The organism is Neisseria sp. 20925_1_37, assembly GCF_041433255.1.
GTDB classification, from domain to species: Bacteria; Pseudomonadota; Gammaproteobacteria; order Burkholderiales; family Neisseriaceae; genus Neisseria; species Neisseria flavescens_D.
In genome coordinates this window covers 1-16,406 of sequence record NZ_JAPWBC010000019.1, presented here as the reverse complement: position 1 = coordinate 16,406, position 16,406 = coordinate 1, and the positions used below count along the sequence as shown (strand labels likewise).

At 46.2% G+C, this 16,406-nt stretch carries 12 protein-coding genes and 1 tRNA gene; all 13 read left to right on the top strand.

Features of this window, described 5'->3' with window-relative positions:
* Positions 1-873, top strand: an 873-nt coding sequence (tuf, locus tag O3661_RS10235) for an elongation factor Tu (protein WP_371493355.1), incomplete at its 5' end; no start/stop codon positions are given.
* Between the two features lie 6 nt (positions 874-879).
* Positions 880-955 (top strand) — tRNA-Trp (locus O3661_RS10230).
* 131 nt (positions 956-1,086) lie between these two features.
* Complete coding sequence (gene secE, locus O3661_RS10225; RefSeq protein ID WP_003680696.1) at positions 1,087-1,362, top strand: preprotein translocase subunit SecE; 276 nt, start codon at positions 1,087-1,089, stop codon at positions 1,360-1,362.
* 2 nt (positions 1,363-1,364) lie between these two features.
* Positions 1,365-1,898, top strand: coding sequence for a transcription termination/antitermination protein NusG (gene nusG, locus O3661_RS10220; RefSeq protein WP_371493353.1), 534 nt, complete (start codon positions 1,365-1,367; stop codon positions 1,896-1,898).
* 105 nt (positions 1,899-2,003) lie between these two features.
* Positions 2,004-2,438, top strand: coding sequence for a 50S ribosomal protein L11 (gene rplK, locus O3661_RS10215; protein ID WP_002220151.1), 435 nt, complete (start codon positions 2,004-2,006; stop codon positions 2,436-2,438).
* Complete coding sequence (gene rplA, locus O3661_RS10210) at positions 2,438-3,133, top strand: 50S ribosomal protein L1 (RefSeq protein WP_003677918.1); 696 nt, start codon at positions 2,438-2,440, stop codon at positions 3,131-3,133. The genes rplK and rplA overlap by 1 nt, the downstream gene beginning before the upstream one ends.
* A gap of 223 nt (positions 3,134-3,356) precedes the next feature.
* A complete protein-coding gene (rplJ, locus tag O3661_RS10205) occupies positions 3,357-3,857 on the top strand; it encodes a 50S ribosomal protein L10 (RefSeq protein WP_371493351.1) in 501 nt (166 codons plus the stop codon).
* 57 nt (positions 3,858-3,914) lie between these two features.
* On the top strand, positions 3,915-4,286 hold the full coding sequence (gene rplL, locus O3661_RS10200; protein ID WP_003677916.1) for a 50S ribosomal protein L7/L12: 372 nt from the start codon (positions 3,915-3,917) through the stop codon (positions 4,284-4,286).
* A 189-nt stretch (positions 4,287-4,475) separates the two neighbouring features.
* The gene (gene rpoB / locus O3661_RS10195) at positions 4,476-8,654 is read left to right on the top strand and encodes a DNA-directed RNA polymerase subunit beta (protein ID WP_371493349.1); all 4,179 of its coding nucleotides are present in this window, start codon (positions 4,476-4,478) and stop codon (positions 8,652-8,654) included.
* 156 nt (positions 8,655-8,810) lie between these two features.
* The gene (gene rpoC, locus O3661_RS10190) at positions 8,811-12,986 is read left to right on the top strand and encodes a DNA-directed RNA polymerase subunit beta' (protein WP_371493348.1); all 4,176 of its coding nucleotides are present in this window, start codon (positions 8,811-8,813) and stop codon (positions 12,984-12,986) included.
* Between the two features lie 253 nt (positions 12,987-13,239).
* Positions 13,240-13,611 carry a 30S ribosomal protein S12 gene (gene rpsL, locus O3661_RS10185; RefSeq protein ID WP_002218431.1) on the top strand — a complete coding sequence of 124 codons (372 nt, stop codon included), beginning with the start codon at positions 13,240-13,242 and terminating at the stop codon, positions 13,609-13,611.
* A gap of 117 nt (positions 13,612-13,728) precedes the next feature.
* Positions 13,729-14,199 (top strand): 30S ribosomal protein S7, encoded by a 471-nt coding sequence (gene rpsG / locus O3661_RS10180; protein WP_002240962.1) that lies wholly within the window; start codon positions 13,729-13,731, stop codon positions 14,197-14,199.
* Positions 14,200-14,217: 18 nt separating this feature from the next.
* Positions 14,218-16,323, top strand: a complete 2,106-nt coding sequence (gene fusA / locus O3661_RS10175; RefSeq protein WP_036491326.1) for an elongation factor G — start codon at positions 14,218-14,220, stop codon at positions 16,321-16,323.
* Positions 16,324-16,406 lie beyond the last annotated feature (83 nt).

The following is a 16,406-nucleotide window of genomic DNA, read 5'->3' as shown; positions in this document are numbered from 1 at the left end:
GTATGTTCCGCAGCTGACGGTCCTATGCCACAAACTCGCGAACACATCCTGTTGGCTCGTCAAGTAGGTGTGCCTTACATCATCGTATTCATGAACAAATGCGACATGGTTGACGATGCCGAGCTGTTGGAACTGGTTGAAATGGAAATTCGTGACTTGTTGTCAAGCTACGACTTCCCAGGCGACGACTGCCCAATTGTACAAGGTTCTGCACTGAAAGCTTTGGAAGGTGACGCTGGTTACGAAGAAAAAATCTTCGAATTGGCTGCTGCTTTGGATAGCTACATCCCAACACCTGAGCGTGCTGTGGACAAACCTTTCTTGTTGCCTATCGAAGACGTATTCTCTATCTCTGGCCGTGGTACAGTAGTAACCGGTCGTGTAGAGCGCGGTATCATCCACGTTGGTGACGAGATCGAAATCGTAGGTCTGAAAGAAACTCAAAAAACCACTTGTACCGGTGTTGAAATGTTCCGCAAACTGCTGGACGAAGGTCAAGCAGGTGACAACGTAGGCGTATTGCTGCGTGGTACTAAACGTGAAGACGTAGAGCGTGGTCAAGTATTGGCTAAACCAGGTACTATCACTCCTCACACCAAATTCAAAGCAGAAGTATACGTACTGAGCAAAGAAGAGGGTGGTCGTCACACTCCATTCTTCGCTAACTACCGTCCACAATTCTACTTCCGTACTACTGACGTAACTGGTGCAGTTACTTTGGAAGAAGGCGTAGAAATGGTAATGCCAGGTGAGAACGTAACCATTACTGTAGAACTGATTGCGCCTATCGCTATGGAAGAAGGTCTGCGCTTTGCGATTCGCGAAGGTGGTCGTACCGTAGGTGCGGGTGTGGTTTCTTCTGTAATCGCTTAAGTTTAGAGGCCAATAGCTCAATTGGTAGAGTATCGGTCTCCAAAACCGAGGGTTGGGGGTTCGAGACCCTCTTGGCCTGCCAAATAAAAAATTAACCGGCCTTGTGCCGGTTAATTTTTTTGTACTTAAGTTTTAAGATTATTTGGAATTAATTAATGGATCAATGCCACTATCTAAAATGAAGGCGGGTGGGGTATTGATAAGTGAGTAAAGATGACAGAACATCCGTCTGGACGCAAAGAAGACCATCAGAAAAAGGAAGTTGTGGTAAGTAATAAGCCGGCTCCTGAAAAGAAAGAAGGTCTGTTTGCATATTTTAAGAGCTCTTGGACTGAGTTTAAGAAGGTAGTTTGGCCGAGTCGTGATGAGGCGGTCAAAATGACTGTATTCGTGATTATCTTCGTTGCAGTTTTAGCGGCCTTCATTTATGCGGCAGATACAATTATTTCATGGTTGTTTTTTGATGTTTTATTAAATAGGAAAGGGTAAAGATGTCAAAGCGTTGGTATGTGGTACAGGCCTATTCCGGTTTCGAGAAAAATGTTCAAAAAACATTGAAAGAGCGTATTGCTCGTGAAAACATGGAAGAATATTTCGGTCAGATTCTCGTTCCTGTGGAGGAAGTGGTAGATATCAAGAATGGCCGAAAAACCATCAGTGAGCGTAAATTCTATCCAGGCTATGTGTTGGTTGAAATGGAAATGACTGATGATTCATGGCACTTGGTTAAGAGTACCCCTCGAGTAAATGGTTTTGTAGGTGGTAGCGGAAATCGTCCAATCCCAATTTCTCAAAAAGATGCAGATGCTATTTTGCAACAAGCCAAAACAGGTGTTGAGAAGCCAAAACCAAAAGTTCAGTTTGAAGTTGGTCAGCAAGTTCGAGTAAACGAAGGCCCATTTGCTGATTTTAACGGTATTGTTGATGAAGTTAATTACGAACGTAATAGACTGCGTGTTTCTGTTCAGATTTTTGGTCGCGAAACACCGGTTGAATTAGAGTTTGGCCAAGTTGAAAAGATTTAAGTGGTTTAATTCGCTTGAAAATTTTTTTTTAAGCGGATATAATCGCGAATTCTGTTTGGGAAGCGGAATGGTTCCGCGTTATACCCGTTTTTAGGAGTCCTTTAAGTGGCAAAGAAAATTATCGGCTACATTAAACTGCAAATTCCTGCAGGTAAAGCCAATCCATCTCCCCCAGTTGGTCCAGCCTTGGGTCAACGTGGTTTGAACATCATGGAATTCTGTAAAGCATTTAATGCTGCAACCCAAGGTATGGAACCTGGTTTGCCAATTCCAGTCGTGATTACTGCATTTGCAGATAAGTCATTCACATTTGTGATGAAAACACCACCAGCTTCTATCTTGTTGAAAAAAGCTGCTGGCCTGCAAAAAGGTAGTTCTAATCCTCTGACTAACAAAGTGGGTAAATTGACCCGTGCTCAGTTGGAAGAAATTGCTAAAACTAAAGAGCCTGATTTGACTGCTGCTGACTTGGATGCGGCTGTTCGTACTATCGCAGGTTCTGCTCGCTCAATGGGCTTGGACGTGGAGGGTGTTGTATAATGGCTAAAGTATCTAAACGCTTGAAAGCTCTTCGCTCTTCTGTTGAAGCTAACAAACTGTACGCAATCGACGAAGCAATTGCTTTGGTTAAAAAAGCTGCTACCGCTAAATTTGACGAGTCTGTTGACGTATCTTTCAACTTGGGCGTTGATCCTCGTAAATCTGACCAAGTTATTCGTGGTTCAGTCGTTCTGCCTAAAGGTACCGGTAAAACAACTCGCGTAGCTGTGTTTACTCAAGGTGCAAATGCAGATGCTGCTAAAGAAGCTGGCGCAGATATTGTCGGTTTTGAAGATCTGGCTGCTGAAATCAAAGCTGGTAACCTGAACTTTGACGTTGTTATTGCTTCTCCTGATGCAATGCGTATCGTTGGTCAATTGGGTACCATCTTGGGTCCTCGTGGTCTGATGCCAAACCCTAAAGTAGGTACTGTTACTCCTAACGTTGCTGAAGCAGTTAAAAATGCAAAAGCAGGTCAAGTACAATACCGTACAGATAAAGCCGGTATCGTTCACGCAACTATCGGTCGTGCTTCTTTCGCTGAAGCTGATTTGAAAGAAAACTTCAATGCGTTGCTGGATGCTATCGTTAAAGCCAAACCTGCTGCTGCTAAGGGTCAGTACCTGAAAAAAGTTGCTGTATCCAGCACTATGGGTTTGGGTGTTCGCGTTGATACTGCAAGCGTGAACAACTAAGAAATTTTCAGGTGATTCGGTTTTCTGGATTGCCTGAATTTGGGCTACTTAAAATTAAGTAGATGTCCAAGACCGTAGGGATCGTAAGATTTAATCGTAACTGCCCTACGCAGACGGTAGTCCTGAAACACATTGCAAGATTGCTTGTAAGATGTCTTTTTAGGTTACCGCGCTGGTGGGATATCATTTCGGTATCCTGTTTATAAACAGTGGGAGGTAGACCTTGAGTCTCAATATTGAAACCAAGAAAGTGGCCGTAGAGGAAATTAGCGCAGCAATTGCTAACGCTCAAACTCTCGTAGTCGCTGAATATCGCGGTATCAGTGTTTCCAGCATGACTGAGCTTCGTGCGAATGCACGTAAAGAAGGCGTTTACTTGCGCGTTCTGAAAAATACTCTGGCTCGTCGCGCAGTAGAGGATACTTCATTCGCAGGTTTGGCCGATCAAATGGTTGGTCCATTGGTTTACGCTGCTTCTGAAGATGCTGTTGCTGCTGCTAAAGTGCTGCACCAATTCGCGAAAAAAGATGACAAAATTATCGTTAAAGCCGGTTCTTACAATGGCGAAGTGATGAACCCTGCTCAGGTTGCTGAGTTGGCTTCTATTCCAAGCCGCGAAGAACTGTTGTCCAAACTGTTGTTCGTTATGCAAGCTCCTGTATCAGGCTTTGCACGTGGTTTGGCTGCTTTGGCAGAGAAAAAAGCTGGCGAAGAAGCCGCTTAATCGATTTTGTTTCATTTAATCAATTATTTTTTAATACAATATTTGGAGTAAAATAGCATGGCTATTACTAAAGAAGACATTTTGGAAGCCGTTGGTTCTTTGACCGTAATGGAATTGAACGACCTGGTTAAAGCTTTTGAAGAGAAATTTGGCGTTTCTGCTGCTGCCGTTGCAGTTGCAGGTCCTGCAGGTGCTGGTGCAGCTGCTGCTGAAGAAAAAACTGAATTTGACGTAGTATTGGCTTCTGCCGGTGATCAAAAAGTTGGCGTGATTAAAGTTGTCCGCGCTATCACTGGCTTGGGTCTGAAAGAAGCTAAAGACATCGTTGACGGTGCACCTAAAACTCTGAAAGAGGGTGTTTCTAAAGCTGAAGCTGAAGACATCCAAAAACAACTGGAAGAAGCCGGCGCTAAAGTCGAAATCAAATAATTTGATGCTTCCTATGAAGGCTGGCAGTTTTCTGCCAGCCTTATTTTGCTTCTTAAAATAAGCATCAGGCATTGTTTACATTTATTTGCATAGTCTTTATAAAATCATTGCAAATAAATGTAAATATCAGGTTGATACATGCCGTTGTTTCAGACGGCCTATTATTTAAAATTGCTTTTCGGAGTGTATATGAGCTATTCGTTTACCGAGAAAAAACGTATCCGTAAGAGTTTTGCAAAGCGAGAGAATGTCTTAGATGTTCCTTTCCTGCTGGCAACCCAAATTGATTCTTATGCGAAATTTTTGCAGCTGGAAAATGCTTTTGACCAACGTACTGATGATGGTCTGCAAGCGGCATTTAATTCTATTTTCCCGATTGTGAGCCATAACGGTTATGCGCGTTTGGAGTTTGTGCATTACACATTGGGCGAGCCTTTGTTCGATATTCCTGAATGTCAATTACGCGGCATTACTTATGCGGCTCCATTGCGTGCCCGTATCCGTTTGGTGATTTTGGATAAAGAAGCATCTAAGCCGACAGTAAAAGAAGTTCGTGAAAACGAAGTGTATATGGGCGAAATCCCATTGATGACGCCAAGCGGCTCTTTTGTCATCAATGGTACTGAGCGCGTGATTGTTTCCCAGCTGCATCGTTCTCCTGGCGTGTTCTTTGAGCATGACCGTGGTAAAACACACTCTTCCGGTAAGTTGTTGTTCTCTGCTCGTATTATTCCTTACCGTGGTTCATGGTTAGATTTCGAATTTGATCCGAAAGATTTGCTGTATTTCCGTATCGACCGCCGCCGTAAAATGCCGGTTACGATTTTGTTGAAAGCTTTAGGCTACAACAATGAACAAATTTTGGATATTTTCTACGATAAAGAAACTTTCTATTTGTCTTCAAACGGTGTTCAAACTGATCTGATTGCAGGCCGTCTGAAAGGTGAAACTGCCAAAGTTGATATCTTGGATAAAGAAGGCAATGTACTGGTCGCCAAAGGTAAACGCATTACTGCGAAAAATATCCGTGATATTACCAATGCAGGCTTGACTCGTTTGGATGTGGAGCCAGAAAGTCTGATTGGCAAAGCATTGGCTGCGGATCTGATTGATCCGGAAACCGGCGAAGTATTGGCTTCTGCTAACGATGAAGTTACAGAAGAACTGTTGGCCAAACTTGATATCCATGGTGTAAAAGAAATTACGACCCTTTATATCAATGAATTGGATCAAGGTGGTTACATTTCCAGCACTCTGCGTACAGACGAAACTGCTGATCAGCAGGCTGCACGCGTAGCAATTTACCGCATGATGCGTCCTGGCGAACCGCCTACCGAAGAAGCTGTTGAGCAGCTCTTCAACCGCTTGTTCTTCAGTGAAGACAGCTATGATTTGTCTCGCGTAGGCCGTATGAAATTCAATACGCGCACATACGAGCAAAAACTGTCTGAAGCACAACAAAACTCTTGGTATGGCCGTTTGCTGAATGAAACTTTGGCCGGTGCTGCTGAAAAAGGCGGTTACGTTCTGAGCGTTGAAGACATTGTTGCTTCCATTGCTACATTGGTTGAACTGCGTAACGGTCATGGCGAAGTAGACGATATTGACCACTTGGGTAATCGTCGTGTTCGTTCTGTGGGTGAGTTGACTGAAAACCAATTCCGCAGCGGTTTGGCTCGTGTAGAACGTGCAGTTAAAGAGCGTTTGAACCAAGCAGAATCTGAGAACTTGATGCCGCATGACTTGATCAATGCGAAACCTGTTTCTGCCGCGATTAAAGAATTCTTCGGTTCCAGCCAATTGAGCCAATTTATGGATCAGACCAACCCATTGTCTGAAGTAACCCATAAACGCCGTGTATCTGCATTGGGCCCGGGCGGTTTGACTCGCGAACGTGCAGGCTTTGAGGTGCGAGATGTACATCCGACCCACTATGGCCGTGTATGTCCTATTGAAACACCTGAAGGTCCAAACATTGGTTTGATCAACTCATTGTCCGTTTATGCGCGTACCAATGATTATGGTTTCTTGGAAACTCCTTACCGCCGTGTTGTCGATGGTAAAGTAACTGAAGAAATCGACTACTTGTCTGCTATCGAAGAAGGCCGTTATGTGATTGCACAGGCAAATGCCGATTTGGACAAAGACGGTAATTTGATTGGCGACTTGGTCACTTGTCGTGAAAAAGGCGAAACCATTATGGCAACGCCTGATCGCGTTCAATATATGGACGTGGCAACCGGTCAAGTAGTATCCGTTGCAGCATCTCTGATTCCATTTTTGGAACATGATGACGCGAACCGTGCATTGATGGGTGCCAACATGCAACGTCAGGCCGTACCGTGTCTGCGCCCTGAAAAACCGATGGTTGGTACCGGTATTGAGCGCTCTGTTGCCGTTGACTCTGCAACTGCAATCGTTGCCCGTCGTGGCGGTGTGGTTGAATATGTAGATGCCAACCGTGTGGTGATTCGTGTCCATGACGATGAGGCAACTGCCGGTGAAGTGGGTGTCGATATTTACAACTTGGTTAAATTTACCCGTTCCAACCAATCTACCAACATCAACCAACGTCCGGCTGTCAAAGCAGGCGATGTTTTGCAACGCGGTGATTTGATTGCTGACGGTGCATCCACCGATTTGGGCGAGTTGGCTTTGGGTCAAAATATGACCATTGCCTTTATGCCATGGAACGGTTACAACTACGAAGACTCGATTCTGATTTCAGAAAAAGTGGCAGCGGACGATCGTTATACTTCGATTCACATTGAAGAGCTGAACGTTGTCGCACGTGACACTAAACTGGGTGCAGAAGACATTACCCGCGATATTCCGAACTTGTCTGAGCGTATGCAAAACCGTTTGGATGAATCCGGTATCGTGTATATCGGTGCAGAAGTAGAAGCAGGTGACGTCTTGGTAGGTAAAGTAACACCTAAAGGCGAAACCCAACTGACTCCTGAAGAAAAACTGCTGCGTGCCATCTTCGGTGAAAAAGCATCTGACGTAAAAGATACTTCATTGCGTATGCCTACCGGCATGAGCGGTACCGTTATCGACGTTCAAGTCTTCACTCGTGAAGGTATCCAACGCGACAAACGTGCTCAATCCATTATTGATTCTGAATTGAAACGTTACCGTCAAGATTTGAGCGATCAATTGCGTATTTTCGATAATGACGCATTCGACCGTATCGAACGTATGATTGTGGGTCAAAAAGCCAATGGTGGTCCGATGAAGCTGGCTAAAGGCAGTGAAATCACTACCGAATATTTGGCAAGCCTGTCCAGCAAACATGATTGGTTTGACATCCGTCTGGCTGACGAAGATTTGGCCAAACAGTTGGAACTGATTAAATTGAGCCTGCAACAAAAACGCGAAGAAGCGGATGAGTTGTATGAGATCAAGAAGAAAAAACTGACCCAAGGCGACGAGCTGCAACCGGGTGTACAAAAAATGGTGAAAGTATTTATCGCCATCAAACGCCGTCTGCAAGCCGGTGACAAAATGGCGGGTCGCCACGGTAACAAAGGTGTGGTATCACGCATTCTGCCGGTGGAAGACATGCCTTACATGGCTGACGGCCGTCCGGTAGACATTGTACTGAACCCATTGGGCGTACCTTCCCGTATGAACATTGGTCAGATTTTGGAAGTTCACTTGGGTTGGGCGGCAAAAGGTATCGGTGAACGCATCGATCGTATGCTGAAAGAGCAACGCAAAGCCAGCGAGCTGCGTGAATTCTTGAACAAACTCTACAACGGTAGCGGTAAGAAAGAAGATTTAGACAGCCTGACAGATGAAGAAATCATCGAATTGGCTTCCAACCTGCGCAAAGGTGCGTCTTTCGCCTCTCCTGTATTCGACGGTGCGAAAGAATCTGAAATCCGCGAAATGTTGAACTTGGCTTACCCAAGTGAAGATCCTGAGGTTGAGAAACTGGGCTTCAACGACAGTAAAACTCAAATCACGCTGTATGACGGCCGTTCCGGCGAAGCATTTGACCGCAAGGTTACAGTCGGTGTGATGCACTATCTGAAACTGCACCACTTGGTTGACGAAAAAATGCACGCCCGTTCTACCGGTCCATACAGTCTGGTTACCCAGCAGCCTCTGGGCGGTAAAGCTCAGTTCGGTGGCCAACGTTTCGGTGAGATGGAGGTTTGGGCATTGGAAGCATACGGCGCAGCATACACGCTGCAAGAGATGCTGACTGTGAAGTCTGACGACGTGAACGGCCGTACTAAAATGTACGAAAACATCGTCAAAGGCGAACACAAAATCGATGCCGGTATGCCTGAATCCTTCAACGTATTGGTTAAAGAGATTCGCTCACTGGGCTTGGATATCGATTTGGAACGTTACTAAACAGAAGTTTTCAGACGGCCTTTCAAGGTCGTCTGAAAAAGTGGTTTCAGAATAAGAATGAAGCAATCGGCATTTAGGCCGTCTGAAATCAAAAGTACCGTTTCCCAATATCGAAAATCCGCCATGCGGTAAAAATACTTCCTTCAAGGAGCAAAAATGAATTTGTTGAACTTATTTAATCCGTTGCAAACTGCCGGCATGGAAGAAGAGTTTGATGCCATCAAAATCGGTATTGCCTCTCCCGAAACCATCCGCTCATGGTCTTATGGCGAAGTTAAAAAACCTGAAACCATCAACTACCGTACGTTCAAACCTGAGCGCGACGGTTTGTTCTGCGCCAAAATCTTTGGCCCGGTCAAAGACTATGAATGTTTGTGCGGTAAGTACAAACGCTTGAAATTTAAAGGCGTAACCTGTGAAAAATGTGGCGTAGAAGTTACCCTGTCCAAAGTGCGCCGCGAACGCATGGGCCATATCGAATTGGCTGCACCTGTTGCCCACATCTGGTTCTTAAAATCCCTGCCTTCCCGCCTGGGTATGGTATTGGACATGACGTTGCGTGATATCGAACGCGTATTGTACTTTGAAGCATTCGTGGTGACCGATCCCGGCATGACTCCGTTGCAACGCCGTCAATTGCTGACTGAAGACGATTACTATAACAAACTGGACGAGTACGGCGACGACTTCGATGCCAAAATGGGTGCAGAAGGTATCCGCGAATTGCTGCGTACCTTGGACATTACCGGCGAAATCGAAATCCTGCGTCAAGAGTTGGAGTCTACCGGTTCTGATACCAAAATCAAAAAAATCGCCAAACGTTTGAAAGTATTGGAAGCCTTCCATCGTTCCGGCATGAAGCTGGAATGGATGATTATGGATGTGCTGCCGGTATTGCCGCCTGATTTGCGTCCGTTGGTTCCATTGGATGGCGGTCGTTTTGCCACTTCCGATTTGAACGATTTGTACCGCCGTGTTATCAACCGTAACAACCGTCTGAAACGTCTGTTGGAACTGCATGCGCCTGACATCATCGTTCGTAACGAAAAACGTATGTTGCAAGAAGCGGTTGATTCCCTGTTGGATAACGGCCGTCGCGGTAAAGCCATGACCGGCGCCAACAAACGTCCGCTGAAATCATTGGCTGACATGATTAAAGGTAAAGGCGGCCGCTTCCGTCAAAACCTGCTGGGTAAACGTGTGGACTACTCTGGTCGTTCCGTGATTACCGTAGGTCCATACCTGCGTCTGCACCAATGTGGTCTGCCGAAAAAAATGGCGTTGGAACTGTTCAAACCATTCATTTTCCACAAATTGGAAAAACAAGGTTTGGCGTCTACCGTTAAAGCTGCGAAAAAATTGGTAGAACAAGAAGTACCTGAAGTATGGGATATCTTGGAAGAAGTGATCCGCGAACATCCGATTATGCTGAACCGTGCGCCAACCCTGCACCGTTTGGGTATTCAAGCGTTCGAACCTATCCTGATCGAAGGTAAAGCGATTCAGTTGCACCCATTGGTGTGTGCCGCATTTAACGCCGACTTTGACGGTGACCAAATGGCTGTACACGTTCCATTGAGCTTGGAAGCACAAATGGAAGCACGCACGCTGATGCTGGCTTCAAACAACGTATTGTCTCCAGCCAACGGCGAACCAATCATCGTACCTTCTCAAGATATCGTATTGGGTCTGTACTACATGACCCGCGACCGTATCAATGCCAAAGGCGAAGGCAGCCTGTTTGCCGATGTGAAAGAAGTGCATCGTGCATACCATACCAAACAGGTTGAACTGGGTACGAAAATTACCGTACGTCTGCGCGAATGGGTGAAAAACGAAGCAGGTGAGTTTGAGCCTGTCGTTAACCGTTACGAAACAACCGTCGGCCGTGCATTGTTGAGCGAAATCTTGCCTAAAGGCCTGCCGTTCGAGTACATCAACAAAGCGCTGAAGAAAAAAGAAATTTCTAAACTGATTAACGCATCATTCCGTCTGTGCGGCTTGCGTGATACAGTTATTTTCGCCGACCACTTGATGTATACTGGTTTCGGTTTTGCGGCTAAAGGCGGTATTTCCATTGCGGTTGACGATATGGAAATTCCGAAAGAAAAAGCAGCCTTGCTGGCTGAGGCTAATGCCGAAGTTAAAGAAATCGAAGACCAATACCGTCAAGGTTTGGTGACCAATGGCGAACGTTACAACAAAGTGGTCGATATTTGGGGTCGTGCCGGCGATAAGATCGCTAAAGCGATGATGGACAACCTGTCCAAACAAAAAGTCATCGACCGTGACGGCAACGAAGTTGATCAAGAGTCCTTCAACTCTATTTACATGATGGCCGACTCTGGTGCTCGTGGTTCTGCAGCTCAGATTAAACAGTTGTCCGGTATGCGTGGTTTGATGGCCAAACCTGACGGCTCTATTATCGAAACGCCGATTACCTCTAACTTCCGCGAAGGTTTGACCGTATTGCAATACTTTATTGCGACCCACGGTGCGCGTAAAGGTTTGGCGGATACCGCGTTGAAAACGGCAAACTCTGGTTACCTGACCCGTCGTCTGGTAGACGTAACTCAAGACTTGGTCGTTGTTGAAGATGATTGCGGTACTTCAGACGGCTTTGTCATGAAAGCAGTAGTACAAGGCGGTGACGTAATTGAAGCGTTGCGCGATCGTATTTTAGGCCGTGTTACAGCATCAGATGTTGTTGATCCTTCAACAGGAGAAACATTGGTTGAGGCAGGTACACTGCTGACTGAGAAATTAGTCGATATCATTGACCAATCTGGTGTTGACGAGGTTAAAGTCCGTACGCCAATTACTTGTAAAACCCGTCATGGTTTGTGTGCACACTGTTATGGCCGCGACTTGGCGCGCGGTAAACTGGTTAACGCTGGTGAAGCTGTAGGTGTAATTGCTGCACAATCTATTGGTGAGCCAGGTACTCAGCTGACCATGCGTACGTTCCACATCGGTGGTGCGGCATCTCGTGCGGCTGCTGCCAGCCAAGTGGAAGCCAAATCCAATGGTACAGCTCGTTTCAGCAGCCAAATGCGTTACGTTGCCAACAACAAAGGCGAATTGGTTGTCATTGGCCGCTCTTGTGAAGTTGTGATTCACGATGAAATCGGCCGTGAACGTGAACGCCACAAAGTACCTTACGGTGCAATCCTGTTGGTACAAGACGGCGAAGCCATTAAAGCCGGTCAAACTTTGGCAACTTGGGATCCGCATACCCGTCCGATGATTACCGAACATGCAGGTTTGGTGAAATTCGAAAACGTAGAAGAGGGTGTAACCGTTGCGAAACAGACCGATGATGTAACCGGTTTGTCCACTTTGGTGGTCATCGACGGCAAACGTCGCTCCTCCGGTGCTTCTAAACTGTTGCGTCCGACTGTCAAATTGTTGGATGAGAACGGTTTGGAAATCTGTATCCCAGGTACGACTACGCCGGTTTCTATGGCGTTCCCGGTCGGTGCAGTGATTACTGTCCGTGAAGGTCAGGAAGTCGGTAAGGGTGATGTGCTGGCGCGTATTCCTCAAGCGTCTTCTAAAACCCGCGATATTACCGGTGGTCTGCCGCGCGTTGCTGAGTTGTTTGAAGCACGCGTGCCGAAAGATGCCGGCATGTTGGCTGAAATTACCGGTACCGTTTCCTTCGGTAAAGAAACCAAAGGTAAACAGCGTCTGATTATTACCGACGTAGACGGTGTAGCATACGAAACGCTGATTTCTAAAGAGAAACAGATTTTGGTACACGACGGTCAAGTGGTCAACCGCGGTGAAACCATCGTGGACGGTGCCGTAGATCCGCACGACATTCTGCGTCTGCAAGGTATCGAAGCATTGGCTCGCTACATTGTTCAAGAGGTACAAGAGGTTTACCGCCTGCAAGGTGTGAAGATTTCCGATAAACACATCGAAGTCATCATCCGCCAAATGCTGCGCCGTGTGAACATTGTGGATGCTGGTGATACAGAGTTTATTACCGGCGAACAAGTCGAGCGTAGCGATGTGATGCTTGCCAATGAGAAAGCCATCGCTGAAGGCAAAGAGCCGGCACGTTATGAAAATGTGTTGTTGGGTATTACCAAAGCTTCCTTGTCTACCGACAGCTTCATTTCTGCTGCATCGTTCCAAGAAACAACCCGCGTCTTGACCGAGGCCGCTATCATGGGCAAACAAGACGAGCTGCGCGGTTTGAAAGAGAACGTGATTGTTGGTCGATTGATTCCTGCCGGTACAGGTTTGACCTACCACCGCAGCCGTCATCAACAATGGCAGCAAGCCGATCAAGAAACTTCTGAAACCGAAGCTTCAGATGAATGATCCGGAAGGATTTTCGTGAAAATAAAACCGCAAGCCAGTCTTGCGGTTTTATTTTATAGAGGGCTTAGGATAGAGTAGAGAGTGAGGCCGTCTGAATCTTTCAGACGGCCATTGCTTTCAAAATTTTAAAGATAAATAGAAAAACACTAAACTTTATCAGTCATTTGCTTGACTAAACCCTTGCAATAAAAATATAATTCCAATCTTGCCGACATGGTGTCGGCAAGTATTTAACTCAACAGGACGAGAAAATATGCCAACTATTAACCAATTGGTACGCAAAGGCCGTCAAAAGCCTGTGTACGTAAACAAAGTGCCTGCACTGGAAGCTTGCCCGCAAAAACGTGGCGTCTGCACCCGTGTATACACAACTACCCCTAAAAAACCTAACTCTGCATTGCGTAAAGTATGTAAAGTTCGCCTGACCAACGGTTTTGAAGTAATTTCATATATCGGCGGTGAAGGCCACAACCTGCAAGAGCACAGCGTCGTATTGATTCGCGGCGGTCGTGTAAAAGACTTGCCAGGTGTACGTTACCACACTGTACGCGGTTCTTTGGATACTGCAGGTGTTAAAGACCGTAAACAAGCCCGTTCTAAATACGGTGCTAAGCGTCCTAAATAATTATCGGGACTCAAATAGGCACGTCGGCCGCCTAAGCTGAACAACGGCCGAGTAAGTGAATACTCAATTGGGTATTCATGGGAATTGCCCCAACTGAATAGATTAAAGGAAATTAAAATGCCAAGACGTAGAGAAGTCCCTAAGCGCGACGTACTGCCAGATCCTAAATTCGGCAGCGTTGAGCTGACTAAATTCATGAACGTATTGATGATTGACGGTAAAAAATCTGTTGCAGAACGTATCGTTTACGGTGCGCTGGAACAAATTGAGAAAAAAACCGGCAAAGTAGCAATCGAAGTATTTAACGAAGCCATTGCAAACGCCAAACCTATCGTGGAAGTGAAAAGCCGCCGTGTAGGTGGTGCAAACTACCAAGTTCCTGTTGAAGTTCGTCCTTCACGTCGTCTGGCTTTGGCAATGCGCTGGGTTCGCGACGCGGCCCGTAAACGTGGTGAGAAATCTATGGACCTGCGTTTGGCAGGCGAATTGATTGATGCGGCTGAAGGTCGCGGCGGTGCGTTGAAAAAACGTGAAGAAGTACACCGCATGGCTGAAGCTAACAAAGCATTCTCTCACTTCCGTTTCTAATATCGAAAGGCTAACAAAATGGCTCGTAAGACCCCTATCAGCCTGTATCGCAATATTGGTATTTCTGCCCATATTGACGCGGGTAAAACAACCACAACAGAACGTATTTTGTTCTATACAGGTTTGACTCATAAATTGGGCGAAGTGCATGACGGCGCGGCTACTACCGACTACATGGAACAAGAGCAAGAGCGTGGTATTACCATTACTTCTGCTGCTGTGACTTCTTATTGGTCTGGTATGGCGAAACAGTTCCCTGAGCACCGTTTCAACATCATCGACACTCCGGGACACGTTGACTTTACTGTAGAGGTAGAGCGTTCTATGCGTGTATTGGACGGCGCGGTAATGGTTTACTGTGCAGTAGGCGGTGTTCAACCTCAATCTGAAACCGTATGGCGTCAAGCTAACAAATACCAAGTTCCTCGCTTGGCATTTGTAAACAAAATGGACCGTCAAGGTGCCAACTTCTTCCGCGTTGTTGAGCAAATGAAAACCCGTTTGCGTGCAAACCCTGTACCTATCGTGATTCCGGTTGGTGCGGAAGACAGCTTCAGCGGTGTTGTTGATCTGTTGAAAATGAAATCCATTATTTGGAATGAAGCCGATAAAGGTACAACCTTTACCTATGGCGATATTCCTGCTGAATTAGTTGAGACTGCCGAAGAATGGCGTCAAAACATGATTGAAGCCGCAGCAGAAGCCAGCGAAGAATTGATGGACAAATACTTGGGCGGTGATGAGCTGACTGAAGAAGAAATCGTAGGTGCATTGCGTCAACGTACTTTGGCCGGCGAAATTCAACCAATGTTGTGCGGTTCAGCATTCAAAAACAAAGGTGTTCAACGTATGTTGGACGCAGTTGTAGAATTGCTGCCTGCTCCTACCGACATTCCTCCAGTTCAAGGTGTTAACCCTAACACTGAAGAAGCCGACAGTCGTCAAGCCAGCGATGAAGAGAAATTCTCTGCATTGGCGTTCAAAATGTTGAACGATAAATACGTTGGTCAGTTGACTTTCATCCGCGTTTACTCTGGTGTGGTGAAATCCGGTGATACCGTATTGAACTCTGTAAAAGGTACTCGCGAACGTATCGGTCGCTTGGTACAAATGACTGCCGCAGACCGTACTGAAATTGAAGAAGTGCGTGCTGGCGACATCGCAGCCGCTATCGGTCTGAAAGACGTTACTACTGGTGAAACCTTGTGTGCAGAAAGCGCACCTATCATCTTGGAACGCATGGAATTCCCTGAGCCGGTAATTCACATTGCCGTTGAGCCGAAAACCAAAGCTGACCAGGAGAAAATGGGTATTGCCCTGAACCGTCTGGCAAAAGAAGACCCTTCTTTCCGCGTTCGTACAGACGAAGAATCCGGTCAAACCATTATTTCCGGTATGGGTGAGCTGCACTTGGAAATTATTGTTGACCGTATGAAACGCGAATTCGGTGTGGAAGCAAACATCGGTGCGCCTCAAGTGGCTTACCGTGAAACCATCCGCAAAGAAGTTGAAGCTGAATACAAACATGCCAAACAATCTGGTGGTAAAGGTCAATACGGTCACGTTGTGATCAAAATGGAACCTATGGAACCAGGTGGTGCGGGTTACGAATTTATCGATGAAATTAAAGGTGGTGTGATTCCTCGCGAATTTATTCCGTCTGTTGATAAAGGTATTCGCGATACTTTGCCTAACGGTATCGTTGCCGGTTACCCAGTTGTTGACGTTCGTGTACGTTTGATTTTTGGTTCTTCGCATGATGTTGACTCTTCACAACTGGCCTTCGAATTGGCAGCTTCTCAAGCCTTTAAAGAAGGTATGCGTAAAGCCAATCCAGCTCTGTTGGAACCAATCATGGCAGTTGAGGTGGAAACACCTGAAGAATACATGGGTGACGTAATGGGCGACTTGAACCGTCGTCGTGGCGTTGTATTGGGTATGGATGATGACGGTATCGGTGGTAAGAAAGTTCGCGCCGAAGTACCTCTGGCAGAAATGTTCGGTTACTCAACCGACTTGCGTTCTGCAACCCAAGGTCGCGCTACTTACTCCATGGAGTTCAAAAAATACGCTGAAGCTCCTGCTCACGTAGCTGCTGCTGTAACTGAAGCCCGCAAAGGCTAATCAGAAAAGGCCGTCTGAAACTGAAAATAAATTTTCAGACGGCCATTGTTCTTTAATCGATCTTTATATGTAAAGGAATTAGC